Source organism: Priestia megaterium (genome assembly GCF_046599315.1).
Taxonomy (GTDB): domain Bacteria; phylum Bacillota; class Bacilli; order Bacillales; family Bacillaceae_H; genus Priestia; species Priestia megaterium_F.
Genome location: NZ_JBKIKC010000007.1, coordinates 125001 through 150363, shown reverse-complemented (window position 1 = coordinate 150363; position 25363 = coordinate 125001). Strand labels below are relative to the sequence as shown.

The 25363-nt window shown below is 37.4% G+C and carries 29 protein-coding genes (1 of these 29 running past the window's edge); 18 read left to right on the top strand and 11 right to left on the bottom strand.

Annotated elements, in window-relative coordinates:
* Positions 1-37: 37 nt before the first annotated feature.
* Positions 38-1381: an amino acid permease gene (locus tag ACLHDF_RS20060; RefSeq protein WP_413920408.1), complete on the top strand. Its 1344-nt coding sequence runs from the start codon at positions 38-40 to the stop codon at positions 1379-1381.
* Between the two features lie 339 nt (positions 1382-1720).
* Positions 1721-3862 carry a cache domain-containing protein gene (locus ACLHDF_RS20055; protein WP_413920407.1) on the top strand — a complete coding sequence of 714 codons (2142 nt, stop codon included), beginning with the start codon at positions 1721-1723 and terminating at the stop codon, positions 3860-3862.
* 423 nt (positions 3863-4285) lie between these two features.
* Here the strand turns inward: ACLHDF_RS20055 and ACLHDF_RS20050 are convergent, their stop codons facing one another.
* The 4 genes from ACLHDF_RS20050 to ACLHDF_RS20035 all read right to left on the bottom strand — a co-directional run bounded on the left by ACLHDF_RS20050 (position 4286) and on the right by ACLHDF_RS20035 (position 7411).
* Positions 4286-4402, bottom strand: a complete 117-nt coding sequence (locus ACLHDF_RS20050; RefSeq protein ID WP_013055148.1) for a YfhE family protein — start codon at positions 4400-4402, stop codon at positions 4286-4288.
* A gap of 101 nt (positions 4403-4503) precedes the next feature.
* Positions 4504-5064, bottom strand: a complete 561-nt coding sequence (locus ACLHDF_RS20045; RefSeq protein WP_413920406.1) for a GNAT family N-acetyltransferase — start codon at positions 5062-5064, stop codon at positions 4504-4506.
* A gap of 255 nt (positions 5065-5319) precedes the next feature.
* On the bottom strand, positions 5320-6447 hold the full coding sequence (locus ACLHDF_RS20040) for an amidohydrolase (RefSeq protein WP_413920405.1): 1128 nt from the start codon (positions 6445-6447) through the stop codon (positions 5320-5322).
* A gap of 61 nt (positions 6448-6508) precedes the next feature.
* Positions 6509-7411 carry a TIGR01777 family oxidoreductase gene (locus ACLHDF_RS20035; protein WP_413920404.1) on the bottom strand — a complete coding sequence of 301 codons (903 nt, stop codon included), beginning with the start codon at positions 7409-7411 and terminating at the stop codon, positions 6509-6511.
* A 97-nt stretch (positions 7412-7508) separates the two neighbouring features.
* On the opposite strand from ACLHDF_RS20035, the gene recX reads away from it, so the two are divergent.
* On the top strand, positions 7509-8318 hold the full coding sequence (gene recX, locus ACLHDF_RS20030) for a recombination regulator RecX (protein WP_413920403.1): 810 nt from the start codon (positions 7509-7511) through the stop codon (positions 8316-8318).
* A gap of 29 nt (positions 8319-8347) precedes the next feature.
* Here recX and ACLHDF_RS20025 read toward each other — a convergent pair whose 3' ends face one another.
* A complete protein-coding gene (locus ACLHDF_RS20025; RefSeq protein WP_413920402.1) occupies positions 8348-9001 on the bottom strand; it encodes an SDR family NAD(P)-dependent oxidoreductase in 654 nt (217 codons plus the stop codon).
* Between the two features lie 82 nt (positions 9002-9083).
* On the opposite strand from ACLHDF_RS20025, the gene ACLHDF_RS20020 reads away from it, so the two are divergent.
* Positions 9084-9398, top strand: a complete 315-nt coding sequence (locus tag ACLHDF_RS20020; RefSeq protein WP_413920401.1) for a YfhH family protein — start codon at positions 9084-9086, stop codon at positions 9396-9398.
* An 85-nt stretch (positions 9399-9483) separates the two neighbouring features.
* Here the strand turns inward: ACLHDF_RS20020 and ACLHDF_RS20015 are convergent, their stop codons facing one another.
* On the bottom strand, positions 9484-9639 hold the full coding sequence (locus ACLHDF_RS20015; protein ID WP_251398357.1) for a small, acid-soluble spore protein K: 156 nt from the start codon (positions 9637-9639) through the stop codon (positions 9484-9486).
* Positions 9640-9774: 135 nt separating this feature from the next.
* Between ACLHDF_RS20015 and ACLHDF_RS20010 the strand changes: the two genes are divergently transcribed.
* Positions 9775-10044, top strand: a complete 270-nt coding sequence (locus ACLHDF_RS20010) for a YfhJ family protein (protein ID WP_013055156.1) — start codon at positions 9775-9777, stop codon at positions 10042-10044.
* Positions 10045-10107: 63 nt separating this feature from the next.
* Here the strand turns inward: ACLHDF_RS20010 and ACLHDF_RS20005 are convergent, their stop codons facing one another.
* Positions 10108-11088, bottom strand: coding sequence for a metal-dependent hydrolase (locus ACLHDF_RS20005; RefSeq protein ID WP_413920489.1), 981 nt, complete (start codon positions 11086-11088; stop codon positions 10108-10110).
* Between the two features lie 241 nt (positions 11089-11329).
* Here ACLHDF_RS20005 and mutY point away from each other — a divergent pair, with 241 nt between their 5' ends.
* Entirely contained in the window at positions 11330-12424 is a 1095-nt protein-coding gene (gene mutY, locus ACLHDF_RS20000) for an A/G-specific adenine glycosylase (RefSeq protein WP_413920400.1), read from the top strand.
* Positions 12425-12456: 32 nt separating this feature from the next.
* On the opposite strand, the gene ACLHDF_RS19995 is transcribed toward mutY, so the two are convergent.
* Positions 12457-12681, bottom strand: a complete 225-nt coding sequence (locus ACLHDF_RS19995; protein ID WP_413920399.1) for a hypothetical protein — start codon at positions 12679-12681, stop codon at positions 12457-12459.
* Between the two features lie 116 nt (positions 12682-12797).
* Between ACLHDF_RS19995 and fabL the strand changes: the two genes are divergently transcribed.
* From fabL to ACLHDF_RS19970, 5 genes are all read left to right on the top strand, one after another.
* Positions 12798-13547: an enoyl-[acyl-carrier-protein] reductase FabL gene (fabL, locus tag ACLHDF_RS19990; RefSeq protein WP_413920398.1), complete on the top strand. Its 750-nt coding sequence runs from the start codon at positions 12798-12800 to the stop codon at positions 13545-13547.
* A gap of 98 nt (positions 13548-13645) precedes the next feature.
* Positions 13646-13834, top strand: a complete 189-nt coding sequence (locus tag ACLHDF_RS19985) for a gamma-type small acid-soluble spore protein (protein WP_413920397.1) — start codon at positions 13646-13648, stop codon at positions 13832-13834.
* Between the two features lie 189 nt (positions 13835-14023).
* Positions 14024-14284: a YgaB family protein gene (locus ACLHDF_RS19980; protein ID WP_057245231.1), complete on the top strand. Its 261-nt coding sequence runs from the start codon at positions 14024-14026 to the stop codon at positions 14282-14284.
* Positions 14285-14479: 195 nt separating this feature from the next.
* Positions 14480-15016: a DUF402 domain-containing protein gene (locus tag ACLHDF_RS19975; protein ID WP_013055163.1), complete on the top strand. Its 537-nt coding sequence runs from the start codon at positions 14480-14482 to the stop codon at positions 15014-15016.
* A 171-nt stretch (positions 15017-15187) separates the two neighbouring features.
* Positions 15188-16939 carry an ABC transporter ATP-binding protein gene (locus tag ACLHDF_RS19970; RefSeq protein ID WP_413920396.1) on the top strand — a complete coding sequence of 584 codons (1752 nt, stop codon included), beginning with the start codon at positions 15188-15190 and terminating at the stop codon, positions 16937-16939.
* Positions 16940-16973: 34 nt separating this feature from the next.
* Here the strand turns inward: ACLHDF_RS19970 and ACLHDF_RS19965 are convergent, their stop codons facing one another.
* Both ACLHDF_RS19965 and ACLHDF_RS19960 read right to left on the bottom strand, forming a co-directional pair.
* A complete protein-coding gene (locus ACLHDF_RS19965) occupies positions 16974-18062 on the bottom strand; it encodes an FUSC family protein (protein ID WP_413920395.1) in 1089 nt (362 codons plus the stop codon).
* Between the two features lie 326 nt (positions 18063-18388).
* A complete protein-coding gene (locus tag ACLHDF_RS19960; RefSeq protein ID WP_413920394.1) occupies positions 18389-19687 on the bottom strand; it encodes a glutamate-1-semialdehyde 2,1-aminomutase in 1299 nt (432 codons plus the stop codon).
* Positions 19688-19889: 202 nt separating this feature from the next.
* Between ACLHDF_RS19960 and ACLHDF_RS19955 the strand changes: the two genes are divergently transcribed.
* From ACLHDF_RS19955 to perR, 6 genes are all read left to right on the top strand, one after another.
* Positions 19890-20903 carry an ABC transporter ATP-binding protein gene (locus ACLHDF_RS19955; RefSeq protein ID WP_413920393.1) on the top strand — a complete coding sequence of 338 codons (1014 nt, stop codon included), beginning with the start codon at positions 19890-19892 and terminating at the stop codon, positions 20901-20903.
* Positions 20896-21687: an ABC transporter permease gene (locus ACLHDF_RS19950; RefSeq protein WP_413920392.1), complete on the top strand. Its 792-nt coding sequence runs from the start codon at positions 20896-20898 to the stop codon at positions 21685-21687. The genes ACLHDF_RS19955 and ACLHDF_RS19950 overlap by 8 nt, the downstream gene beginning before the upstream one ends.
* Before the next feature lie 9 nt (positions 21688-21696).
* Positions 21697-22482, top strand: a complete 786-nt coding sequence (locus ACLHDF_RS19945; protein WP_413920488.1) for an ABC transporter permease — start codon at positions 21697-21699, stop codon at positions 22480-22482.
* A 92-nt stretch (positions 22483-22574) separates the two neighbouring features.
* A complete protein-coding gene (locus ACLHDF_RS19940) occupies positions 22575-22967 on the top strand; it encodes an ion channel (protein ID WP_413920391.1) in 393 nt (130 codons plus the stop codon).
* A 69-nt stretch (positions 22968-23036) separates the two neighbouring features.
* Positions 23037-23507, top strand: coding sequence for a thioredoxin-dependent thiol peroxidase (bcp, locus tag ACLHDF_RS19935; RefSeq protein WP_413920390.1), 471 nt, complete (start codon positions 23037-23039; stop codon positions 23505-23507).
* A gap of 254 nt (positions 23508-23761) precedes the next feature.
* Positions 23762-24196 carry a peroxide-responsive transcriptional repressor PerR gene (gene perR, locus ACLHDF_RS19930; RefSeq protein ID WP_013055172.1) on the top strand — a complete coding sequence of 145 codons (435 nt, stop codon included), beginning with the start codon at positions 23762-23764 and terminating at the stop codon, positions 24194-24196.
* A 22-nt stretch (positions 24197-24218) separates the two neighbouring features.
* Here the strand turns inward: perR and ACLHDF_RS19925 are convergent, their stop codons facing one another.
* Entirely contained in the window at positions 24219-24578 is a 360-nt protein-coding gene (locus tag ACLHDF_RS19925) for a YgzB family protein (protein ID WP_413920389.1), read from the bottom strand.
* Positions 24579-24799: 221 nt separating this feature from the next.
* On the opposite strand from ACLHDF_RS19925, the gene ACLHDF_RS19920 reads away from it, so the two are divergent.
* Positions 24800-25363, top strand: partial view of a nucleotidyltransferase-like protein gene (locus ACLHDF_RS19920; protein WP_413920388.1) — the 5' portion only. 303 nt of this gene lie beyond the right edge of the window; only the first 564 of its 867 coding nucleotides appear in the window; the start codon lies at positions 24800-24802; its stop codon lies beyond the right edge, outside the window.

Genomic DNA, 25363 nt, shown 5'->3' with positions numbered 1-25363 from the left:
ATCGTATCACAGGTTTTATTGTTAGGAGGAGTTAGGGTTGGAACAACGAGAATTAAAGAGGGATTTATCTAATCGTCATGTTCAGCTAATCGCGATTGGGGGAACCATTGGTACGGGATTATTTTTAGGTTCTGGTAAAGCAATACAGCTTGCAGGTCCCTCTATCATCTTTGCTTATTTAATTGTTGGTATTGCGCTTTTCTTTGTGATGAGAGCGCTAGGAGAACTACTGCTGTCTAAAGCAGGTTATCAATCGTTAACAGATATTGCTGAAGAGTATCTTGGACCGTGGGCTTCATTTGTAACGGGATGGACCTACTGGTTTTGTTGGATCATGACAGCTATGGCTGATGTGATTGCCGTTGGTGTATACGTCAAATATTGGTTCAACATCCCTCAGTGGATTCCTGCACTTATTTGTGTAATTATTTTATTGGGGCTTAATTTGTTAACCGTAAAGTTATTTGGAGAATTAGAGTTTTGGTTTGCTTTAATAAAGGTTATTACGATTCTTGCGTTAATTGTTATTGGCGTTATTTTGCTGATAATGGGATTTAAAACAGATGCGGGATCCGTTACAGTTCAAAATCTTTGGAATCATGGAGGACTGTTTCCAAATGGAGTTTCAGGTTTCCTACTATCATTCCAAATGGTTATCTTTGCATATGTCGGTGTTGAATTAGTAGGGGTATCGGCAGCAGAAACGTCGAATCCAGAAAAAAATATTCCATCGGCCATTAATAAAATTCCGCTTCGAATCTTATTTTTCTATGTTGGAGCGCTGGTCGTTCTCTTATTCATTAACCCGTGGATGGAATTAAATGCGGCGGAAAGCCCGTTTGTTAAAACCTTTAGTTTAGTAGGGATTCCGCTTGCTGCTGGAATTATTAATTTTGTTGTATTAACTTCAGCTGCTTCCGCTTGTAATAGCGGGATGTTTTCAACGAGCCGTATCTTATATAATTTAAGTAAAAATGACCAAGGGCCATCTAAGTTTGCAAAACTGAACAAAAATCATGTACCAAGCAACGGATTGTTTGTATCTACGCTAGTCATCTCAGCGGGAGCTCTGTTAAGCAAACTTATACCAGACCAAGCTTTTGGCATTGTAACAACTATTAGTGCTATTTGTTTTATTTGGGTGTGGAGTATCATTCTTATCTGCCATCTAAGATATAAGAAAATGCGTCCGCAGCTGCATGCAACATCAACATTTAAAGCACCATTAACACCATTTATAAACTATGCTGTGCTAGCGTTGTTTGCTGTGATTCTTGTTATCATGCTGTTTTCTGATGCGACGCGTCCGGCCTTATTATTGACTCCTGTTTGGTTTATTTTCTTATTTATTTTTTACGGAACTAGAAGAAAAAGAAAATAAACCTTTAAAGGCAAGAAAATCAGCAGTGAATAAATCTGTTTTTTAATAAAGAAAATAATAAACTTGTGACCTCATCACGCCATGATGGGGTCTTTTTAGTGGAGGAGAGATGGTTGATTTCTACTGTATGAATAAAACGCAGAAAGCAAAGTTTATATAAGAAAACTAAAAATTTGTTCTAACGGAGAACACAGTGATAAAGCTCATATTTTTCTGATAGTAATGTAGAACAAAATGCTTTTCTTCTGTGTCTAAAGGTGGAATTCTGTCATTTATATGGAAAAGCTTTCATTTTGCAGTACAATGGAGGTAGACTTCATTAGATTAAGGTGAACAAACATGAAATGGTTTAAATCTCATACGTTTTGGAAAATCTTCACGATTAATGTACTTCTTATTTGTACCGTACTGATGCTAATGTTTATTGTTTCAAGAGTGATGCTGCCTAATATTTCTCAAGATCAATATCGACAGGTAACGGATAAGACCGTCCAGAGAATGAAAGAGCAAATTAACGTCGTCATTAAAGATATTTGGAACCTAGGCAACGAGGTACAGCAAGATCCTATTTTTTTATCAGATGATCAACAAGAGATAGACAAAGAACTGCAGAAAATAGTTAATATTTCACCGTATATCGATAGTGGAACCATTTTTAATGTAAAAGGGTATGTTGACCATTATTACCCGGATGATTTAAAGAGTATGAAACATGTGAATTTAAGAAAAAGAAAATATTTTCAAGAGGCGCTTCGAACCAAAAAAATATATTTAAGCGATGTCGTTTCAGCAGATACAAAGCATTACATTGTGGTGATGGCGATCCCTATTTTGGATGAGCAGCAAAATGTAAAAAAAGTTATAAATTTAGCGCTGCGAATTGAAGAAAATAAAAGCTTTCAATCAATCTTTCAAACGTTCGATATAGGAGAGAACGGTTATACATTTATTGTAGATCGCAACGGTAGAATTATTTCTCACCCAGAGAAACAGAGAATCGGCGAAAATGCTAGGAAAAATGAAATTGTCCAGGAAACGATGAATCATAAATCAGGATATCGGCGCGTTGTGAATACCGAAGGTAAGTATTTCTTTGCTTCATTTGAATATATTCCTGTGCTGGATTGGGGAATCGTTGCTGAATTACCCGTTGAAGAAATTTACAGGCCTTATGAAATGTTTGAAAAAACGCTTTGGACCGTTTCAGGTATTACGATTTTGCTGCTGTCTTTTTTTACTGCGCTATATGCAAGGCAAATTGTGAACCCTATTCGTAAACTATATGAATTGGCGGGACAAGTAGCGCGCGGGAATTTTAATCAAAAAATTCCAGAACGAGAAATTGAACGTGGTGAAATCGGTACTTTATCTAAACAGTTTAATGAAATGATCAGCTATATACGTCATTCTAAAGCACGTTTACAGCAAAAAGAAAATCAGCTGCAGGAACAAAAAACGTTTTTAAGACAAGTCATTGACATTAATCCAAGCTATATTTATGCCATCAATCAAAAAAGGGAGTTCATTCTCGTTAACGAATCTTTTGCGATGCTGCTAGGTGAAAAATCCGATGATTTGATTGGACAATCAATTGATCAATACCAATTCAACCTTCAATCAGATCTTTTATATAAAGGGGCGTTTTCAAACTGTACGCAAAAAGGGATGGTATTAGAAGAACAGTTTAAAGATTCGAAAGGGGACCGACGCTGGGTGGAAACAGCAAAACTTCCTATTGTGAATGAAAAGAAGGAAGTGATTCAAATGCTGTGCGTTTCGACGGATATTACGGAGCGTAAAAAAGCAGAAGAGAAGCTTAGAACCTCTGAGAAGCTTGCCGTGATAGGAGAACTTTCAGCTGGAGTTGCTCATGAAATCAAAAATCCTTTAACCTCTTTAAAAGGTTTTGTTCACTTATTAAAAGAACAAAATCCTAAAGATGCTTTGTATATAGATATCATGGAAACGGAATTAGAACGAATGAATGGAATTGTAGAAGAATTTTTGATGTTAGGAAAACCTCAGGTAATGAAGGTTGAACCTTTGCATATGCAAACGCTTGTTCAAGAAGTGTGCTCACTTCTTGAACCTGAAGCAGTGGAAAAAAAGGTGGCTTTTATATTTAAAAGAGACGACCACTTACCTCACGTGTACGGAGATAAAAATCAGTTAAAACAAGTATTTATTAACATTATTAAAAATTCTATTGAGGCAATGCCAGAAGGAGGAGTTATTAATATTACTATTAAAGCAAAAGAAAACCACCTTTGGCTGCAGCTTGCTGATGAAGGACAAGGCATTCCGCCTGAACGGTTAGCGAAGATAGGAGAGCCTTTTTATAGTACAAAAGAAAAAGGTACAGGCTTAGGGCTGATGGTCAGCTATCGGATTATTAAAGCCCACCATGCGCAAATGACGTTTTCTAGTCAGCTAGATAAAGGAACAAGTGTGGATATATTGTTTCCAATCATAAAAAAGTAGGGGAACTTTCCCTACTTTTTATTATTATACTTATAATATATCAAAAGCTTTCATACTACTAAATCAAACGATAATGATAAAGGAGATATCCACAGGTTAACAAGAAGTTAACTGCTGAATTATATAGGATATTCACAATTTTATCCACACTATTCACATTTTTTCAGAAAATTTACATAAAAATTACCCACTGTCATTTCAAGTTATGAAAGCGCTAATACACATTTTTAATAAAGTTATTCACATTATCCACATAATTGTGGGTAAAGTGTGTGGATATGTTAGAGTATAAAAAAAACTTAAAGCGTAGTCATAAAATCTCCGTATTATTATTTTTACATAATATAAAACGTCCTTCCGATACACAGTGTATAGAAAGGACGTTGGTATGATCAAGCGTTGGATAGAGATGTTTTGCCTCACTTATTTTTTCGTGTAGCCGCCTGCACGGTCTGCTTTTTTAAACTCGCGGCCGTAATAGATTTCTTGAGCGCTACTTAACGTATTTTTTGCGTTTTCTTTTCGTTTCTTTTCAGACATAAAAAAACCTCCCATTCACGTTTTTCGATCATACTACTTATTTTTTCCAGAATCTTTCGTTTTTAATCATAAAAAAAGCTCTCCGTGTAACGGAGAGGCTCTTACGCTTCTTTAAGCTGATGATCTTCTTGAACGTCTTGTTCGTGACGCAAATAGTATAATGTATATAAGTCTTTTGGAATTTCGTATAAATCATATACGACTTCATGTTGATTAATTTCATCGTATAAAGCTTTGTGTGTTTCATTCGCAAGTACTGCATAAGGCAGTTTTTCTGCAGCCTTAATAGACCTAATATTGATTTTACGAATTCGCATAAAAATTCGCTCTATATTTAACTCAAAGAATAGTTCATTAAAGAACGCTTCTTTTGCAATTTGATTATAACCTTTTCCATGAAACGGTTTGCCAAGCCAAGTGCCTAAAAAACCAGCTTGGTCCTGTACATCAAATAAATTAATGGTGCCGATAGGATTACCCCATTCGTCTAGAATTGTGCGAGAAATAATTTCTCCATGTTCTTCTGCTTCCATCGTTTGTTTAGTCACAAATAAAAATTCTTCATAGGAATGGGCTTTATGACGAACAAAAGGGAAGACATCAGGATGTACCATGAGTTCGTATAGAGATTGACAGTCATTTAGGTCACGTTTTTTTAACATAACTTTTCCCTCCTGATCGAGGGTATATACAGACTCCAATCAAGTCCCCACCCTCGAAATTTTTTAATAATTAAAAAAATTTCGGGGTGGGAATCGAACCCACTAGAACCAGTTACCTGGTGGCGCACCATTTGCCTTCCCATTACAAGTCAACAAACATAAAAAGTCAACGTGTGATGTTTATGCTTTTGTGAAATTCACATGCTTCTAAACGTATCATACTAAAAAAAATAAAAAAAGAAAATAGGTAAAATGTTAATTTTTTTTAAATAATATTTTACCATTTATCATGGTAAAAATAGGCTTTGCTAAGTAGTGAAAGGGATGATGGCTCCATAGCACTAAATCAGCATCTTTTCCTGCTTCAATACTGCCGATTCGTTGATCGAGACGGAGATTCCGGGCAGCAGCAATCGTGATGCCTTCCAATGCTTTTTGCTCTTCGAGTCCTTCACGTACGGCAATGGATGCACAAATATTTAAATACTGAATGGGCGTATAAGGATGGTCTGTTGTAATGGAAACTTCCACTCCTTCATTGCAGAGAGCTTGATAGGTTTTCCATGTTTTATTCTTCAACTCAACCTTTGAGCGGCGTGTTAAAGTTGGTCCCACGCTCACTTTTAAATTTCTGCCACCCAGCTCTTTGGCAATCAAATGACCTTCTGTACAGTGTTCAATACGAACGTCTAAAGTAAATTCATCTGCTAAGCGAAGAGCTGATAGAATATCATCGGCTCGGTGAGCATGAATTCGAACTGGAATCTCTCTATTCAGTGCTTGAATGAGCGGTTTGATTCGTAAATCATTTTTATTGTCGTTGCTTTTTGCGTGATAAAAGGCTTCTCTCAGCATGCCCATAATACCCATTCGTGTAATGGATTCTTTATTGCCATGGCTGTGAATTCGTTTTGGATTTTCTCCTAGAGCAATCTTGAGTCCAGCTGTTTCTTGAATTAACATTTGAGAAATACTTGTTCCGGCTGTTTTAATAACGGATGTTGTACCTCCAATCACATTTGCACTTCCCGGCATAATGTGTACAGACGTAATACCCGCTTCAATGGCATCTTTAAACCCAGGATCTAAAGGATGTACACTGTCAAAAGCTCGGATATGGGGAGTCATAGGTTCGATTGTTTCATTAGCATCATTTCCGGCCCAGCCGGTTCCTTCATCATATAATCCTAGATGTGTATGAACATCAATAAACCCAGGGAATAAATAACGCTGTTTGCAGTCAATAACTTCTACTTGAAGAGGGGGCTGCAAGTTTGGTCCAATTAAAACAATTTTTCCATCTTGAATGAGCACATCACTATTATAAATAGGTTTTGACGTAATAGGATAGAGCGTTGCATTTTTCAAGAGAATGGTTTTCATAAAGGATTCTCCTATCTATCGGCAGCTTAGTAACCTGTTTTAGGGGAATAAAAAATAATAACTAGAGCAAATCTCGCAATGCATCTTCTAATACAGTATATGTAAAAATGTAATTCTGTTGAATCAATTTTTCAGGTAAAACGCGCTGTCCTTTCAAAATAATCATGCTCATTTCTCCCATCAGCAGCTGAAGGCCAAAGCTAGGTACGGGCATCCAGTGAGGGCGATTCAATACTTTTCCAATCGTCTTTCCAAACTCTTTCATTTGAACGGGATTTGGGGCAGTTACATTAACAGGCCCTTCTATTTGTTCGGTATGAATACAATAATCAATAATCTTCAAGACGTCTTGAAGGTGCACCCAAGACATCCATTGTTCTCCGGAGCCGACTGTCCCACCTGCAAATAATTTATAAGGAAGGGCAGTAGAAGGAAGTGCGCCACCATCTTTGCCTAATATAACGCCGAACCTTGTTAAAACGGTACGGATATTGAGCTCCATAGCTTTTAGCGCTTCATTTTCCCACTTTTTTACCGTGTCAGCTAAAAAGTCCGTGCCGATGGAAGGGGAAGCTTCTGTGAACGTTTCTTTGGTCGATGTTCCATAATAACCAACTGCGCTTGCATTTACATAAAGCGACGGTTTTTCGGGTATGACAGCCATAATGCGAAGGATTTCTTGAGTAGAAGAAAGGCGACTTTCCACAATGGCTTTTTTGCGCTTGTCCGTCCAGCGACCGCTGTTAAGTGAAACGCCAGCTAAATTGATGAAAACATCTGCTCCTTCTACTTGCTCTTCAGGTTGACTGTTTTCTTGCATCCATTCTACATATTTAAGCTTCGGATCTCTTGCAGCTTTATCTGCATTGCGTGTTAAAATATATACATAATGTTTTTGTGTTAAAAAATGTTTTGTTAAAGCTTTACCTACGAACCCAGTTCCTCCAGCAATAACAATTTTCATACGAATTTCCTCCTTTATTGAGATAAATAAAAATGTGTATGATGCGCTTAGCGGTTCTTCAGCCATCAATTTAATAAGAAATATGAGGTGAAGGTGAATGCCTGTTGTCACAAAGATTACAACGCAAAAAAATAGCGGTGAACGTTATAATGTGTATTTAGATTACGGTAAAGGTGAAGAGTTTGGCTTTGGTGTTGACGAAAATGTCCTCATCAAATACGGCTTAAAAAAAGGTCGTGAGCTTGATGAATTTGAATTAACGGAAATTCAATATGCAGATGATGAGAAAAAAGCTTATAATTTAGCGATTACTTACTTATCTTATCGAATGCGTTCTGAAAAAGAGGTACATGATTATTTAAGGAAAAAAGAAGTTAACTCTACTATTATTCAACAAGTTATTCAGAAATTAGTCAGCCACCGTTATTTAAATGATGAAGAGTTTGCGAAAGCATTTGTGTTAACTCAAATGAACACGACACCAAAAGGACCAAATGTGATTCAAAGAGAATTAAAAGAAAAAGGGATTCCTGATTCCATTATTACCCTTAGTTTATGTGAATACCCTGAAGAACAGCAAATTCAAACTGCTGTGAAATTAATTGAAAAGTTAAAAGGGAAATACAAAAAATTATCTCAAGTGATGATGAAACAAAAAATGGAACAAGTATTAGCAGTAAAGGGCTATTCTTTTTCTATTATTCAAGAAGCATTTCAGCGCACGGATACAGAAAAAGAAAGCGATGAGGTGTGGGAAGCTCTGCAATATCAAGGCATGAAAGCTCATCGTCGTTTTTCAAAATATGAAGGCTGGGAGTATCAGCAAAAGATGAAGCAGGCTCTTTATAGAAAAGGGTTCTCTATTGATCAAATTGAATCATTCTTAGCTTCTATTGAAGAGGAATAAACCGTCCGTGGAAACGGACGGTTCTTTCTTTAAAACAAAATATCTTCCGAGTCGTTTTGCTGTTTATAAATAACCTCAGCAATTTCTAAAGCTGAGCGCAATCGGCTTTTATCTTTAATATGGTTGTTGTGGTCCCAAAAAGGAGTATTCATGCCGCCCATATAAGCTGCAATCACATGAAGGTTGGTATCTTGATACTCCACTTTTAAACTTTCTGTAAATCCTCTTACTCCAAATTTGCTTGCCACATAGACGCTTTCATTAGCTTTCCCGCGAAGTCCTGCAGATGAAATAATATTCATAATTTTAGGTTCAGGTCTCGTCAAAAGATGAGGCATAAGCGCTTGCGTTAAAAAAATAGTTCCTTTTACATTTGTATCGATGACTTCATCGATTGCTTGTTTTGTATAATCCGCTAAGGGGCCGAAATGTCCAATTCCTGCATTGTTGATAAGGATATCTACTGAATGCTGAATCAGCAGTTTTTCTACGGATTTTCCTACTTCCTCATATTTTGTAATATCTACAGGCATCGTATATACGTTGTCTCCTAGCTCATGTTGCGTCTCTTTTAATTTATGTGGATTGCGTCCAGCTAGGATGACGTTGTAGTCTTTTGCGTAAAGTTTTGCGAGTTCTTTTCCAAGACCCGTTGCACCGCCCGTGATTAGTACCGTTTTCATTCCCAAAACTCCCTTTTCATAGTCTCCCTTTAGTTATACCTTTTGTTATAATAAAAAGAAAGCAAACAAGGGGGAAAGCAGCATGTCTGAAAAACGTTACAGCGATATGACGACGTATGAACTTCAACAAGAGATTGGGTCTCTTCAAGAAAAAGCACGAAAAGCTGAACAGCTTGGCATGATCAATGAATATGCAGTATTAGAAAGAAAAGTAACAATGGCTAGATCTTATTTATTGGATCCCGAAACGTTTAAAGCAGGGGAAGTATATGAAATTCAAGGGGATCCAGGTTCATATTTTAAAATTGATTATATGAACGGGGTTTTTGCATGGGGGTTTAGACTTGGTGCACCCCAAAACGAAGAGGCATTACCTATTTCCATGTTGAAAAAATAACGGAACGAACAAGCAGCACAAAGTAGTGCTGCTTGTTTGATTTCTATATTCACTCTATTTTTAAACAAATGAGCCGAGCAAGCTGTTATTCTTCGCGCTCATTAGAAGCATGCATACGTTCTTGAGGATGCGTATTGATTGTTCCATTTGCACGTTTTGAAGCGTATTCAGCTTTTGCTCGAGGTTCGCCTTCAAACTTATTACCATGTTGGTTTGGAAAATCTTTTGCTTTATTGCGCATCGATACCTCTCCTTTTACAACAGAAAGCGTTGCGGTTATGATATAGTACATGAGGGAGTGAATAACTCCGCATTTATAGTGTAAGTTAAAAGTGCAAACATACTCATAAAGAATTTTGGTAATCGAGGTGTTCTTATGAACGATATATTTGAAAGATTAACGAATCAGCTATTAAATAAAAACAGTTCACTCTCATATGCTCAAGCACGTACGTGGGTTGAACTTTTCTGGGAAGATTTTGAGTCATCTTACGCAAAAGCTGGATATGATTATAAAGGTAAAGAAGCGACGGAAAAGGTTGTTACGATGTATATCAACAGTTACGGTGACAAACTTCATGAAATCGCGGTTAAAAACCCTAAATATCAGCATTTATTAAATAACGATGACTATTTAAAACATTAAATAAAAACGAACCGTCTTCTCAAGACGGTTCGTTTTTGGGTTTCATATTGGTTCTTGTTATGATTAGTGCGGGAGGTAATCAAGCTTTTTACGCAATTTTTTCTCACTGAAAATCCAACCTGTGTACGAACAAATAATATTTAAATCGTAATCAAGCTGGACTACGGCTACAAATGGATAGTAGTCCTTGCTGCGGTAGCGTAAATCAATAAAGCGCACTTCAATATGGTCGTTATATTCGTCCAGTTCCCATCTATAAATAGGTGAAAATGAAAGAAAAGCAGATAAATTTTCATCTTTTTTCGCTACTTCAATTACGGCTGATTCGGGGATGGGAACTTTATCAAACGTATCATAAATAAAAATGTCTTCTCCAATTGCTCTTCCTACATGAAAATACTTTTCGGTTGTCACAGCTAAATGCCAGTGGGTGAAACGCATCGTAGGAGAGATATTGAGCTTGATTACATCAGGAAACTGTTTTCGAAGCTTCTTGGCGATCTGGTGGCGCATATAAAACCGCAGGCCATAATAAAACGCCAATAACACATACAGCGTAATGAATGTGGGTCCCGGCTCTGCTCCAACAAACCAAATGAGAATTGCAAGTACGTGAGCTGAGAAAATCACGTAATCAAACGTGTTGATTACGCCAAGCGCAATCCATTTATTTGTGAAAGGCCGTAATGCTTGCGTACCATAAGCGTTAAAGATATCCACAAAAACATGAATAATGACGCCTGCAAAGGTCCACATCCATAGGTGCAGCAAGTTAGCTCCTGGCAGCAGAAGCGAAAGAATAAGCACGATAAGCAAAGGCCATAAAATAACAGCTGGAATAGAATGTGTAATTCCACGGTGATTGCGGATATACTGTGCATTGTTTCGCAGCTTTAAAACAGTGTCTAAATCAGGTGCTAATGACCCGGCCATGACGCCAATCATTACAGCATCCAATGTGGCTGTATTCGCAGATACAGTGGGGTCTAATGTTGCAAGGCCGCCTAGAGCGATTCCCATTGCAATGTGTGTACCAGTATCCAGAGCGAACTCCTCCTTTGTAAGATGACGATCTTAGATTATCCTAATTCAGCACGGAAGCTTGATTTAGGGCAAAAAAAATCTCGCTTTATTACTAACGCAGCAAATTTGCTGTTTTTATTCATTATTTGAACAATTCATTTTACTATTCATATTTGTAGTTGTTATAAGGTTATCATAAAGTTACTAAGATTCAAAAAGCAACACATTGTATATGTATAGTTAATACCTCGGAGGCTATGACGTGAAACAAAGTAAAGATATTGTACAAAATTTTGATATTCAAGCATTTCAAGATGACCTAATCTCTTGGTTTGAGCAGGAACAGCGCATTTTACCGTGGCGTCAGGATCAGGATCCTTATAAAGTGTGGGTATCTGAAATTATGCTTCAGCAAACGAGAGTAGATACGGTCATTCCGTATTTTAATAATTTTATTAGCAAATTTCCCACTATAAAAGACTTAGCTTATGCAAATGAAGATGATGTGTTAAAAGCGTGGGAAGGGCTAGGCTATTATTCCCGTGCTCGTAATTTGCAAACTGCTGTTCGAGAAGTTCATGAACAATACGGGGGAGAAGTTCCAAATACGCCAGCAGAAATCTCTAAACTAAAAGGAGTAGGTCCCTATACAACAGGAGCGATTTTGAGTATTGCATACGGAGTGCCCCAGCCTGCTGTAGATGGAAATGTCATGCGTGTGCTATCGCGCATTTTATCCGTTTGGGACGATATTGCAAAACCAAAAACAAGAAAGCTGTTTGAAGACATCGTGCATGAAATCATTTCAAAAGACAATCCTTCCTATTTCAACCAAGGCATGATGGAGCTTGGTGCTATTGTCTGTACACCAACTTCGCCTTCCTGTTTGTTATGTCCAGTTCGCGAACATTGCCGCGCGTTTGAAGAAGGAGTACAGAACGAACTTCCTGTTAAATCAAAGAAAAAAGCGCCGCGTGCGCTGCAGCTTGCTGCAGCGGTGATTAAAGACAGGGAAGGAAATTATCTGATTCATAAACGTCCAAGCAAAGGACTTTTAGCTAACCTATGGGAGTTTCCAAATGTAGAAGTAGATCTTAGTATAGCGCCAGATCATCAGCAGCTTCAGGCATTTATTCAAAATGAGTACGGGGCTGATGTTAAAATCCATGCACCGTTTACGACGATTCAGCACGTGTTTTCTCATATCATCTGGAACATCACAGTATATGAAGCAGAGCTTGTAAGTGATATCAGTGCATTAAAAAATTTGAAAGTAGTTTCTGAAAAAGAGTTAGAACAATATGCATTTCCTGTTTCTCATCAAAAAATCTTAAAAGAATATTTACTTGTTAAATAAAAGAAGCGTGGATAACTCCGCGCTTCTTTTATTTAATCATATGATACATGCGTGCCGTGTGTATAATCTGCTTCGTGTCGCTGTAACCCGCCGCGTGCTTCAATTTCTTTAATAATTTGCTGATGAATACTTTGCCCTTCAGCATTTAAATACAGCGTCATTTGCTGTAAAGAGTGATGGAAAAAAGCAAGCTCGCTGTCTTTCCACTCGCTCTTAGAAATCATTGAAAGAGCCGCCATATCTCTACCTACATACATTTTATTCACCTCGTTCATTTCATCAAGTTTTATCTATTTTCCCTATATTACTTGTTTCTTATGCGATAAAATCAGTACAATGTAAAGATAATACGATACATAAGGGAGATGACATCATGTCACAAAAGGTAGCACTAGTTACAGGAAGCAGCAGAGGTATTGGAAAAGCAATTGCCTTGCGCCTTGCTAAAGAAGGATACGATATTGTATTGAACTATGCACGAAGCAAAAGTGCCGCGCAGGAAGTAGCGGAAGAAATTAAAGCATTAGGCAGAGAAGCATTAGTTGTCAAAGCAAATGTAGGAAAAGTAGAAAAAATTAAAGAAATGTTTGAGCAAATTGATGAAGTATTCGGTCGCTTGGACGTATTTGTAAGTAATGCGGCATCAGGCGTTTTACGTCCTATTATGGAACTAGAAGAAACTCACTGGAATTGGACAATGGATATTAACAGTAAAGGATATTTATTCTGCGCACAAGAAGCGGCTAAACGTATGGAAAAAGTAGGCGGAGGAAAGATTGTTACCATTAGTTCGCTCGGTTCTATCCGTTATTTGGAAAATTATACAACAGTAGGTGTGTCAAAGGCTGCTGTAGAAGCGTTAACACGTTATCTAGCAGTAGAGCTAGCTCCAAAGAATATTGTGGTAAACGCCGTATCTGGAGGAGCTGTGGACACAGAAGCATTAAAACACTTCCCAAATCGCGATGAGCTTTTAGAGGATGCGCGCAAGCATACTCCAGCTGGTCGTATGGTAGAGCCAAAAGACATGGTAGATGCGGTTATGTTCTTAGTGTCCGATCAAGCGAATATGATTTGCGGTCAAACGCTCATTATTGACGGAGGACGTTCACTTTTAATGTAAGATAAATGTGTTTTGTGCTTGCGTCTTAAAATACTGAGAAAAAGTTTGCATACCCTATTTACCTCCCGGGCATATTAATTTTCGTGGAGGTGATTACAATGGCAAAGCAAACAAACAAAACAGCATCTGGTACAAGCGTACAACACGTGAAAAACCAAAATGCTCAAGCATCTAAAAACAACTTCGGTACTGAATTCGCTAGCGAAACAAGTGCTCAAGAAGTGAGACAACAAAACGCACAAGCTGAAGCAAAGAAAAACCAAAACTCTGGTAAATACCAAGGTTAATATCAAAAGCGAACTTAACGTCTTTCATACGGCGATGTTAAGTTCGCTTTTTTAATATTAAAAAGCAACAAAGTGTGACAAAACTTCTTGAAACTTTACATAACTCGTCAAAGGAATCTGGATCATCTAAACAGAATGTTAACAGAAGTGCCTAGTGTATGGTTAAAGCAAATAGGGAGGAGCTATCATATGAAAAAATTTGATCAGCTAGTGACTCAACAATTAGAGACTATGGATCAACTTCTGTTTTTGCAGTCTGAGATTGAGCGTTGTCAGGAAATCGAAGGTGAACTAATAAAACTTCATGAAGAGGCAAGGCTTCATTCTGTGCAAGATGAAATTAGTGAAATGAAGCTAAAATTAAAAGAGATTCAATTGACGTTTGAAGCACAAACAGAAGACATTATTCGTACATATAAAAGTGAAGGGGCTTGCTCTACACTTGCTTAATGAACATTGATGTGTCACTTCCTCTCTTTTTTAAGGCTGTCAAGCAAAGGAAAAGCAGGGGAAGTGACTTTTTTGAATTCAAGAAGGTTAGCACATTTGTGTTAAAATGAGAGAGAAACCGTTATAATAAACATAAGACAAATGGAGACGTTATATGAATTCTTTTAAGTGCTAAAATGAAAGTAGGTATTGGAGATGGGAATTCCAGTGGAAGGAGAAACAATTCAAATACACAGCTACAAGCATAATGGACATATTCATCGCGTGTGGGATCGGACAACTGTATTAAAAGCAACTAATAACTTAGTGATTGGAGGGAATGATCGTACGGTCGTTACAGAATCAGATGGACGAACATGGGTCACAAGAGAGCCTGCAATTTGTTATTTTCATGCTCAGCAGTGGTTTAACGTTATTGGCATGATTCGTGAAGACGGAATTTATTATTACTGTAATATCAGTTCCCCGTTCATTTATGATGACAATGAAGCGCTCAAATATATTGATTATGATTTAGATATCAAAGTCTATCCAGACATGACATATACACTTCTTGATGAAGATGAGTATGAGAAGCATCGAAAAGAAATGAATTATCCAGAAGTGATTGACCGTATTTTACATAATCATGTAGAGGAATTAAAAGGTTGGATTCGACAGCGAAAAGGCCCGTTTGCCCCGGATTTCATTGACATTTGGTATGAGCGTTTTTTAACATATCGGCATTCTTAATGAATGATCTAGACAGAACATTATGTTAGGCCGTCTAAAGTTGACTGTTTGATATAATGTTCTTTTTGGCGTTATGCTCACCGTCTTTTAAAAGAGATAAAAGCACTAAAAAATCGACGCATGTACATATACTAAGAAAGCTTGCCCTCATAGATAGAAAGGGGAGATTTTATGGGAAGTATAAGACGCTACATGAAATTTGTACAGCCATACAAATGGCAAATTGTCGGCACTGTATTAATTGGTATTATTAAATTCGCTATTCCCTTACTAATTCCGCTGCTTTTGAAATATGTTTTAGATGATATCGTAAATGGGCATGGCATGTCTTCCTCAGAAAAAATTCATAAAATGGTGACGATTATGGGGATTTCGTTTGTTATATTTTTAGTGTTAAGACCGCCCATAGAATATTACAGACAGTACTATGCTCAGTGGGTATCGAGCAGAGTATTATATGATATTCGGGATCAGTTGTTTAGCCATATTCAAAAGCTTAGCTTACGTTATTATGCAAATACTCGAGCGGGCGAAGTGATTTCACGAGTCATTAATGATGTGGAGCAAACAAAAAACTTTGTGATTACAGGCTTAATGAATGTTTGGCTCGATATGATGACAATTGTAATAGCCATTGTAATTATGTTTACGATGAATGTGCCTTTAACACTGGTATCGATTATTTTGTTGCCGGTTTATGCGTTCTCTGTAAAGTATTTTTACAGTCGTCTTCGCCATTTAACAAGAGTTCGCTCGCAGGCTTTAGCGGAAGTGCAGGGTCACTTACATGAAAGAGTGCAAGGGATCTCGGTTATCCGCAGCTTTGCCATTGAGCCTCATGAGCAGAAGCAATTTGATAAGCAAAATTCAAATTTTCTGCAAAAAGCAATTAACCATACGAACTGGAATGCAAAGACATTTGCAGTAGTGAATACCATTACGGACTTGGCGCCTTTAATCGTGATTACATTTGCTGGTTATCAAGTTATTACAGAAAGCCTTAGCGTAGGAACTATGGTAGCATTTGTTGCCTACATTGATCGCTTGTATAATCCGCTTCGCCGCTTGGTCAATTCATCCACTACGCTCACGCAGTCTGTTGCATCTATGGACCGAGTATTTGAGTTCATCGATGAAGAATATGATATTACAGATAAAAAAGATGCAAAAGTATGCACTGAGCTTCACGGGAAGGTTCAGTTTGAGAATGTTTCATTTGCTTATGAAAAAGAAGAAAAACCTGTTATTCATGATATTAATTTAGATGTAGAAAAAGGAAAATCTGTTGCGTTTGTTGGAATGAGCGGGGGAGGGAAATCCACGCTTATCAGCTTAATTCCACGCTTTTACGATGTGACGGAAGGGAAAATTCTCATTGATAGCATCGATATCAAAACCTATAAAGTACGCAGCCTGAGAGATAAAATTGGAATCGTCCTGCAGGATACGGTGTTGTTTAGTGACACGGTTAAAAACAACATACTGCTTGGAAAGCCAGGGGCGACGGATGAAGAAGTAATCGCTGCGGCAAAAGCTGCAAATGCTCACGATTTTATCATGAATTTGCCCGAAGGGTATGATACAAAAGTGGGAGAGCGAGGAATGAAGCTGTCAGGAGGACAAAAACAGCGTATTTCCATTTCGCGCGTATTTTTAAAGAATCCTGCTATCCTTATTTTTGATGAAGCCACTTCAGCTTTAGATTTGGAAAGCGAGCACTATATTCAAGAAGCATTGGCGGAACTGGCAAAAGACAGGACCACCTTCATTGTAGCCCATCGGTTATCTACAATTACTCATGTCGATGAAATTGTACTTTTAGAAAATGGACGAATAGTTGAGCGAGGTTCTCACGATGAGTTAATTAAGAAAAAAGGCCACTACTATCAGCTTTTTACGGTTCAGCAGCTTGATACCATTTAAAAACACCACCTATTGTTAACAATAGGTGGTGTTTTTAATCTTCTTGTCGCTGATGATTAATATCAAATGAGTTATCATCTTTATGATAGCTTTGGAACGTATCAATCAGCTTATCAAGATGTTCTAATTCTTCACTATACTCAATGATGACAGAAATTAAAGGGAAGATATGATAAATAACTTTGTTCTCTTCATCATTATCGTATATTTTGTACTGCATAAATTTATCGATTAAAGCCCGTTTTCCAACGCAGGCTTCGTTTGGTACAGTAGTAGTTGGCTGTACGCGTAATTTCCCAATGAATTTTAACAATACTTGCTCATGATACATTAACAGACACTCAGCTTCAGATTTGATTAAATCTTGAAATTGCTGAGGCATGACTTGAAGATCGTTTTCTACTCGGTGAAGCAGCTTCAAGGTTGTAAGCGCTCGCGTTGTTACGGTAATCATTTGACGAAATAAAACGAGCTTGCGTGACTTAACAAAACGTTTTTTCTTTGAATAAGTTCTTTCTTCTTTGTAAAAATCGAAAAGTTGATTCATCTTAGCCATATTGTCTTTCATTTTTTCAATGTCTTCTTTTAACAATGTGTGCTCAGATGCGTGATAAAGATTCATGCGAATCCATTTAATAATTTCTTCCGTTGTGCTTACAATTTTATAATACAGTTTTGTTTCATACTTTGGTGGAATAAAAATAAGATTGACAATAAATGCTGAGAATACACCAAGCAACACTGTACCAAAGCGTATAAGCGCATATTCAACGAAATTATCTCCTGGATTTTCCATGATTGCAATTACTGTCACAAGCGCAAGGCCAATTGTATTATTAATACGTAATTTTAAGTTGACTGCGATGACAACAACAGCGGTAAAACCAATAATGATGGGGTGGGTACCAAAAATAAGTCCAAAACAAACTGCAGAAGCAGCTCCAATCACATTCGCCTGTATTTGCTCCAATATCGTTAAATAAGATCTGTAAATAGACGGTTGAATTGCAAAAACTGCCGCAATTGCCGCGAATATTGGAGATGGTAAACTTAGAAATTCACCTAATAACAATGAAAGTGTAATGGCAATTCCCGTTTTTAAGATGCGGGCACCAAGTTTCATGTGCGTTCGTAGTTCCTTTCTGTAAAAAAGTTTTTTCGTTATGAAGAATGTTCCCCAAAACAAATGATAAATTGCAAAAATCAATCCTTCTTTATTACATAACCTGTTGGAAATAATATAAACAATAACATACTATACAAGGTTTAAGAATGGATATCAAGAGAAAACAAGTAGAAAAATAAGGGTATTTCTCGGGATTTTTCGACATGCTAACAAAAAGAAGATGACGCGTAAGAAATGGTTATGAAAGGTGGGAATGTTCTATAAGGAAACCCAAAGGTAAGGCAAAAAGCACTCATTTTAAAACGAGTGCTTTAGAGTAAAAATTAACGCTCTTCACTTAACTGTTTAAATGCTTTTTCTACTGCTTCTAATGTGTCGGTAATATCTTGTTCTGTATGAGCAGTAGTAAGGAACCATGCTTCATACTTCGAAGGAGCTAAATTAACGCCTTGGTGAAGCATTAGTTTAAAGAAGCGTGCGAATAATTCGCCGTCTGTGTTTTCTGCTTGTTCATAGTTTTTAACCGTTTCTGTTGTAAAGTAGAGAGTAAGAGCACCTTTCAATCGATTGATGGTAATAGGCATGTTGTATGTACGAGCGTGTTTTAAAATACCTTCTTCAAGCATCGCACCTAGCTTATCCAACTGTTCATAAACACCTTCTTGCTTTAGTACTTCAAGACAAGCGATCCCAGAAAGAATAGACGCTGGGTTCCCTGCCATTGTACCTGCTTGATAAGCCGGTCCAAGTGGCGCCACTTTTTCCATGATTTCTTTCTTACCGCCATAGGCTCCGATTGGAAGACCGCCGCCGATGATTTTTCCAAATGCAGTGAGATCAGGTTTTACACCAAGTAAATCTTGAGCTCCACCGTACATAAAGCGAAACGCTGTAATAACTTCATCGTAAATAACAAGTGCTCCAGCTTTGTGAGTTAATTCATTTACTTGTTCTAAAAAGCCAGGTTCCGGCTCAACAATTCCAAAGTTTCCAACGATTGGTTCCACTAAAACAGCCGCAATCTGATCGCCCCATTTTTCTAATGCTTCCTTGTAAGGTTCGATATCGTTAAAAGGAACTGTGATGACTTCATTAGCGATACTTTTTGGTACACCGGCAGAGTCAGGAGTTCCGAGTGTAGAAGGACCAGATCCAGCTGCCACTAATACAAGGTCAGAATGGCCGTGGTAGCAACCTGCAAATTTAATGATTTTATCGCGTCCAGTATAAGCACGTGCCACACGGATCGTGGTCATAACTGCTTCTGTTCCAGAGTTGACGAAACGCACTTTATCTAGTGCCGGCATGGCTTCTTTGAGCATTTTAGCAAATGTTACTTCATGAGCAGTTGGAGTACCGTAAAGAACACCCGTTTCAGCTGCCTTTGTAATGGCTTTGGTGATATGAGGATGAGCATGTCCCGTAATAATAGGACCGTAAGCTGCTAAATAGTCAATGTATTTATTTCCATCAACGTCCCAGAAATAAGCTCCGTTTGCCTTTTCCATTGCAACAGGTGCTCCGCCTCCTACGGCTTTATATGAACGTGAAGGGCTGTTAACGCCGCCTACAATATGTTCGAGCGCTTCAGCGTGTAATTGTTCTGATTTTGTAAATTGCATGTTATGCCTCCTAATGAAAAATTCAACTTCTTTATTCTATCAAACTTATTTGTTTCTTGAAAAACATTCGAGAACGTGTATGATAGAAATTTGTGAGCTAACTGCTAGAAAATAGTTCCTCACCTCTTTGAGGGGTTGCTGGCAAAGACGCCGGAAATAATAAAAAAAACCACTAATACGTCGACGTAACGGAGGGAATACAATGAAAAATGCTATTGAGGTGAATCAACTTCGGAAAGAATTTAAAGCCTACTCTAGCCGCTCTGGCCTTAAAGGGGCATTCCGGGATTTATTTACCCGTAATTATAGAGTGATGAAAGCGGTGAACGACATTTCGTTTACCGTAAAACAAGGAGAAATGGTAGGGTATATAGGAGAAAATGGAGCGGGGAAATCGACCACAATCAAAATGCTGACAGGAATCTTAACTCCTACGTCAGGCGAAATTACCGTAAATGGAATGAACCCTCATAAAGAAAGAGAAAAATTTGCCCAGACGATTGGAGTTGTTTTTGGTCAACGCTCTCAGCTGTGGTGGGATATTGCCGTACAAGAATCTTTTCGCTTATTAAAAAAAGTATACAAAGTGTCAGATGAAGATTATAACGCTCACATGGAGCACGTTATTCAAACTTTAGATATCGGGCCGCTGCTAGATAAGCCGGTGCGAAAGCTTTCTCTAGGTCAGAGAATGCGCTGCGAGCTGGCTGCTGCTCTTATTCATAATCCGCCGCTTCTATTTTTAGATGAACCGACGATCGGTTTAGATGTACTAGTTAAATTAAAAATCCGCCAATTTTTAAAAGAAATTAATGAAAAATATAATACGACGATTTTGCTTACGACACATGATTTAGCCGATATTGAAGCTTTATGTGAACGCGTTGTAATGCTGGATGAAGGCAGTATTATTTATGACGGATCGCTGCAAAAGCTGCGTTCAAACTGGGGAGACCTTAAACAAATTACGTTTGAATTTGACACAGCTCCAAATAAAGAGCAGTTGAAGCTATTGACGCAAGGGATGTCTGTTAACTGGATTGAAGGTGATCAAAAATATTTGTGGACAGCGCAGCTTCAAAATAAAGGAGACTTAATGTCCCAGCTGATTGCTAAAGTGGTGGCAAAGCATGAAATCAGCGATATTAACATTGAAGAAATTTCGACAGAAGAAATTATTCGCAACATCTATGAAGAAGGTGTTGTGAATGGATAAATATATAGAGATGATACGCATTCGCTTTTTAATGATGCTGGCGTATCGGACGAATTATTACAGTGGAATATTGATTTATGCGATTAATATTGGTGCTTACTACTTTTTATGGTCCGCTATTTATGGAGGAAAAGAGAATATTCAAGGATTATCCATTATTCAAATGACAACATATGTAGCCGTTTCATGGATGGCAAGAGCCTTTTACTTTAATAATATTGACCGTGAAATGGCAACGGAAATTAAAGATGGCAAAGTGGCTGTAGAGTTAATTAAGCCATACAGCTATCTTGGTATGAAAACGATGCAAGGACTGGGAGAAGGGATTTTTCGGCTGCTATTCTTTTCAGTGCCCGGCATGATCATTGTCGCATTCTTATTTCCAGTCCAGTTTTCAGCAAATGCAGCAACATGGCTTTATTTTGGACTGTCTTTAATTTTTAGTTTCATTATTAATACACAAATTAATTTATTAACGGGTATTACAACTTTCTTTCTCTTTAATAATGATGGACTCATTCGAGCGAAGCGAGTGGTCATTGATTTGTTTTCAGGACTTCTTCTGCCCATCAGTTTCTATCCTTTCTGGGCGCAACATATTATGAGCTATTTCCCTTTTCAGGCCATTAGTTATATTCCGAGCATGATTTTCACAAATGGATTTAAAGGGCAGGAAGTAATGAATGCTCTTATCACACAGGCAGTCTGGTCAGTACTTCTATTTATTCCTATTGCATGTTTGTGGAACATAGCGAAGAAAAAAATGGTTATTCAAGGAGGATAGTCTATGAGAATGTTTTATTTTTCGATTTTCTTTCAGTACATTGGTCAATATATGAAAACAAGGCTTCAATATCGTACGGATATGGTAGTTGAAATCATTTCAGACTTATTATTTCAAACAGTTAACTTGATTTTCATTTTAGTTGTATTTGGACATACTCAGTCGCTGCACGGATGGTCACGAGAGGAAATTATCTTTATTTATGGTTTCTTTTTAGTCCCTTTTGCTATTTTTTCGTCTTTCTTTAACATTTGGGATTTCAATGAGCGGTACATCGTTAAAGGAGAAATGGACCGAATTTTAACGCGGCCCATTCATAGTTTATTTCAAGTTATTTTGGAGCGGATGGAACTAGAATCATTGTTTGGTGGTATTACAGGGATTGCAGTAATGGCTTACGCTGCGTCTTCTTTACATCTTCATTTCCAGTGGTATGATGTCTTTATTTTTCTATTATTTATTTTAGGGGGAGCGCTTGTATACGCAGGAATTTTTATCGCTTTAGCAAGCATAGGCTTCTGGTCGGATGCAAGAACATCTATTATGCCTACTATTTATAATATTGGAAACTACGGAAGGTATCCTGTAGATATTTATAATAATGTTATCCGGTATGTTTTAACATGGATTCTTCCTTTTGCATTTGTAGGCGTATATCCAGCTGCTTATTTCTTAGGAAGGTCAGAATGGTACGGATATGCATTTTTAACTCCAGTGATGGGAATCGTCTTTTTTGGAATCTCTATTTTTCTATGGAATACAGGGGTCAAAAAATACAGAGGAGCAGGCAATTAAATGTCTGTTCTTTTTCGTGTCTTCAGAGTAGTAATGAACGGACAAGAACGTGCGTATAGTGTTAATAGAGTATAAATTAAAGGAGTAGAATAATGGTTATTTTTCTAATCCTCATCATCATTGTGTTTGTAATTGGTAGTATGAAATTTCTCTTTGAAAAAGAGCTTGGAGAATTTCATTTTTTCTCAATTGGTCATTTCTTTGTCTTGTTTTATTCATATATCACAGTTTTATTGGGATTTAGCCTTATTTATACGGTGTGTGAAATGGGAAGTATTCCGGTGTTAAGCGGAGGGTTTGAGCATGAAGGTCATTATTTTTACACGTTGTTTAACAGCATGTATTTCAGCGCAGCGACGTTATTTTCAGTAGGATATGGAGATATGTATCCAGTTGGAGTTGGAAAATTATTTGCAACTTTTGAAGCGTTTATCGGCTATATTATGCCCGCGATCTTTGTGATGCGAACTGTTACCCGCACTTAAACTTGTCATCCTATCTAATATTGGGTACGCTATTCAAAGAAAATGAAAAGCGTAAAGGAGCCGATAAATATGACAGCTGTAGTTGGAGAAAAAGCACCGGATTTTGTGTTGATGTCTACAAATGGAGAGCAAGTATCACTGGCGTCGATGAAAGAAAAAAACGTTGTGCTGTATTTTTATCCGAAAGATATGACGCCAGGCTGTACAACAGAAGCCTGTGATTTCAGAGATCAACATGAAAATTTTGAACAGTTGGATGCGGTGATTTTAGGGGTCAGCCCTGATCCTATCGACAAACACCATAAGTTTATTGATAAGCACGGCCTTCCGTTCTTACTTTTGGCTGACGAAGATCACAGCGTAGCTGAAGAGTATGGAGTATGGAAACTGAAAAAAAACTTTGGGAAAGAATATATGGGTATTGAGCGTTCCACTTTTATTATTAATAAAGAAGGAACGCTTGTTAAAGAGTATCGCAAGGTTCGAGTGAAAGGACATGTAGAAGAAGCTTTAACATTTATTAAAGAGAAAATGGGATAAAAACAGGCAGATAACTAGAGCAGTTTTAATCTTTGCACATACAATATCAGTGTAGGGCATACCTCCTCAGATGTTAATATATTTAAAAGTGTGGATTAATTTCCACACTTCTTTTTTTGCATAAAATATATGAATGATTATTACTTATTGCATAAAATAGGAATAGGCATCAAGTTGACAAAACGTGGGTAAAACATGTAGACTAATTATAAGAATTATAAAGTAATAATACTTACAGAAGAGGGGTGCATGACGTGTCAAATCATTTACAAGAAGCCCTTGAAACGTTAAAAGGTACTGGCGTTCGTATTACACCACAACGTCATGCTATTTTAGAGTATTTAATCAATTCCATGACACATCCAACAGCAGATGATATTTATAAAGCGCTGGAAGGTAAGTTTCCAAATATGAGTGTAGCAACCGTTTACAATAATTTAAGAGTATTTCGCGAAGTAGGTATTGTAAAGGAACTAACGTACGGTGATGCATCAAGCCGATTTGATTATGTTACAACAGAGCATTACCATGTAATTTGCGAAAGCTGCGGAAAAATTGTAGATTTTCATTATCCTGGTTTAGATGAAGTAGAAAAGCTAGCTGCTCATATTACTGACTTTGATATTAGTCATCACCGTATGGAGATTTACGGAACGTGTCCCGATTGTACAGCTAAAAAAGCGCACTAATAAGCTGATAGTAGTGATACTATCAGCTTTCTTTTTGTTTTTTTCTATTATACTTTTCATCGAATTCTTTTCCTTCAAGAGACCGGTCAAGCGTAAGCGGTTCGTTGCAATACATACACATATCTACGCGCCCTAACATTTTTGTTTGTTTTTGACAGGTAGGGCAGGTTACTTGAACCGCTTTCGTAGAAAGCATGCCAATCCAGAAATAAACGCCGGTACTGGCTACAATGCATAGCAGCCCTAAAAGCATAAAAACAGTCATTAGCCAGACTGAAGAACGAAAGAAAATTCCCCCATACATAACAATGAAACCAATAAAGATTAGGCTGAGTGCAAAGGTGCGAATCTTATTAATTTTATTTGAATACTTTATCCCCATCAGTATCCCCCCTGCTACCAATATATCATAGAGTTAGACAGTGAATGTGGATAAAATTGAATCTTCGGAAAATTATCATTGATTTTTGAGCTTTCTAAATGATTTCTGTAATTCTGAGTGGGATATCCGCTATACATCGTATATAATAAAAAAAGAAATCTTAGTCCATAGCCTTTAATTTTTCGAAAAATATTTGTCTATTACAGTTAGGAGAGCTCAAAATGGAAGATGTTTTACGGCCAATATATCAAGAAAGAGCTAGCAATAAAGACACACTAGGTATTTTGCTGATTGAGAAAAAGAAATCAGAATCTCCAGTGACGGATAATTTGGATGCTATCTTATTTATTGTGACCAAAACTACAGAAACTTCTCTTTTTATTAAACAATACGAATATGAAAATGAGCGTGCAGCACTTTATATGGCTTCTGAACAGCAAATGAGTGAATGGATTATGAACGGGACGAACCGCCGTATTATTGATTGGATCTTAAATGGCAAGGTGTTATTTGATCGAAATGAATATATGGAAAACTTAAAGAAGCGCTTGATTGATTTCCCTAGAGAAGATCGGACAAAGAGAATAGGGGTCGAGTTTGCTAAGTTGATTCGCCGATTTAAAGAAGGAAAAGACTTTTATACATCTAATCATTATTTAGATGCATTTAATCATGTCATTCATGCTCTTCATCATTTAGCACGACTGTCTGTACTGGAAAATGGATTTCACCCAGAAGTGACAGTGTGGAACCAAGTGAAAAAAATAGAACCTGAAATCCATCGC

Bases quoted from the DNA above. Each gene is read 5' to 3' on its own strand.
- ACLHDF_RS20020 (WP_413920401.1), top strand. From the start codon at position 9,084: ATGTCTGAAAAACGTTACAGCGATATGACGACGTATGAACTTCAACAA.
- ACLHDF_RS19950 (WP_413920392.1), top strand. From the start codon at position 20,896: ATGGATAAATATATAGAGATGATACGCATTCGCTTTTTAATGATGCTG.
- ACLHDF_RS19960 (WP_413920394.1), bottom strand. From the start codon at position 19,687: ATGCAATTTACAAAATCAGAACAATTACACGCTGAAGCGCTCGAACAT.
- ACLHDF_RS20015 (WP_251398357.1), bottom strand. From the start codon at position 9,639: ATGCGCAATAAAGCAAAAGATTTTCCAAACCAACATGGTAATAAGTTT.
- ACLHDF_RS19955 (WP_413920393.1), top strand. From the start codon at position 19,890: ATGAAAAATGCTATTGAGGTGAATCAACTTCGGAAAGAATTTAAAGCC.
- fabL (WP_413920398.1), top strand. From the start codon at position 12,798: ATGTCACAAAAGGTAGCACTAGTTACAGGAAGCAGCAGAGGTATTGGA.
- ACLHDF_RS19995 (WP_413920399.1), bottom strand. From the start codon at position 12,681: ATGTATGTAGGTAGAGATATGGCGGCTCTTTCAATGATTTCTAAGAGC.
- ACLHDF_RS20010 (WP_013055156.1), top strand. From the start codon at position 9,775: ATGAACGATATATTTGAAAGATTAACGAATCAGCTATTAAATAAAAAC.
- recX (WP_413920403.1), top strand. From the start codon at position 7,509: ATGCCTGTTGTCACAAAGATTACAACGCAAAAAAATAGCGGTGAACGT.
- ACLHDF_RS19980 (WP_057245231.1), top strand. From the start codon at position 14,024: ATGAAAAAATTTGATCAGCTAGTGACTCAACAATTAGAGACTATGGAT.
- ACLHDF_RS19965 (WP_413920395.1), bottom strand. From the start codon at position 18,062: ATGAAACTTGGTGCCCGCATCTTAAAAACGGGAATTGCCATTACACTT.
- ACLHDF_RS20025 (WP_413920402.1), bottom strand. From the start codon at position 9,001: ATGAAAACGGTACTAATCACGGGCGGTGCAACGGGTCTTGGAAAAGAA.
- ACLHDF_RS19925 (WP_413920389.1), bottom strand. From the start codon at position 24,578: ATGGGGATAAAGTATTCAAATAAAATTAATAAGATTCGCACCTTTGCA.
- ACLHDF_RS19970 (WP_413920396.1), top strand. From the start codon at position 15,188: ATGGGAAGTATAAGACGCTACATGAAATTTGTACAGCCATACAAATGG.
- ACLHDF_RS19945 (WP_413920488.1), top strand. From the start codon at position 21,697: ATGTTTTATTTTTCGATTTTCTTTCAGTACATTGGTCAATATATGAAA.
- ACLHDF_RS19940 (WP_413920391.1), top strand. From the start codon at position 22,575: ATGGTTATTTTTCTAATCCTCATCATCATTGTGTTTGTAATTGGTAGT.
- ACLHDF_RS20040 (WP_413920405.1), bottom strand. From the start codon at position 6,447: ATGAAAACCATTCTCTTGAAAAATGCAACGCTCTATCCTATTACGTCA.
- bcp (WP_413920390.1), top strand. From the start codon at position 23,037: ATGACAGCTGTAGTTGGAGAAAAAGCACCGGATTTTGTGTTGATGTCT.
- ACLHDF_RS20055 (WP_413920407.1), top strand. From the start codon at position 1,721: ATGAAATGGTTTAAATCTCATACGTTTTGGAAAATCTTCACGATTAAT.
- ACLHDF_RS20035 (WP_413920404.1), bottom strand. From the start codon at position 7,411: ATGAAAATTGTTATTGCTGGAGGAACTGGGTTCGTAGGTAAAGCTTTA.
- ACLHDF_RS19985 (WP_413920397.1), top strand. From the start codon at position 13,646: ATGGCAAAGCAAACAAACAAAACAGCATCTGGTACAAGCGTACAACAC.
- ACLHDF_RS19975 (WP_013055163.1), top strand. From the start codon at position 14,480: ATGGGAATTCCAGTGGAAGGAGAAACAATTCAAATACACAGCTACAAG.
- ACLHDF_RS20050 (WP_013055148.1), bottom strand. From the start codon at position 4,402: ATGTCTGAAAAGAAACGAAAAGAAAACGCAAAAAATACGTTAAGTAGC.
- ACLHDF_RS20045 (WP_413920406.1), bottom strand. From the start codon at position 5,064: ATGTTAAAAAAACGTGACCTAAATGACTGTCAATCTCTATACGAACTC.